Origin of the sequence: Vibrio sp. 10N.261.55.A7, assembly GCF_002877365.1 — a bacterium.
In the GTDB taxonomy this organism is placed as follows: domain Bacteria; phylum Pseudomonadota; class Gammaproteobacteria; order Enterobacterales; family Vibrionaceae; genus Vibrio.
In genome coordinates this window covers 1-287 of record NZ_MCWZ01000178.1, presented here as the reverse complement: position 1 = coordinate 287, position 287 = coordinate 1, and the positions used below count along the sequence as shown (strand labels likewise).

The window sequence follows — 287 nt, the reverse complement described above, 5'->3', positions numbered from 1 at the left end:
TTGATGGCGATAACGTGCTTAATGAGGCCGATGACTTCCCTACTGATGCCACGGAATTCAGAGACAACGATGGCGATGGTGTGGGAAATAATGCGGATGAATTCCCTACTGATGCCACAGAATCGAAAGACAGCGATGGTGACGGTGTGGGGGATAATGCGGATGACTTCCCTCAGGATAACACCGAATCTCAAGACAGCGATGGCGATGGTGTGGGGGATAATGCGGATGACTTCCCTCAAGATAACACCGAATCGAAAGACAGCGATGGTGACGGTGTGGGGGAT

1 pseudogene is annotated in these 287 nt (G+C 51.2%); it reads left to right on the top strand.

The features are described 5' to 3' along the window. Positions 1 to 287: pseudogene (locus BCU12_RS23260) on the top strand (thrombospondin); the annotation flags it as partial.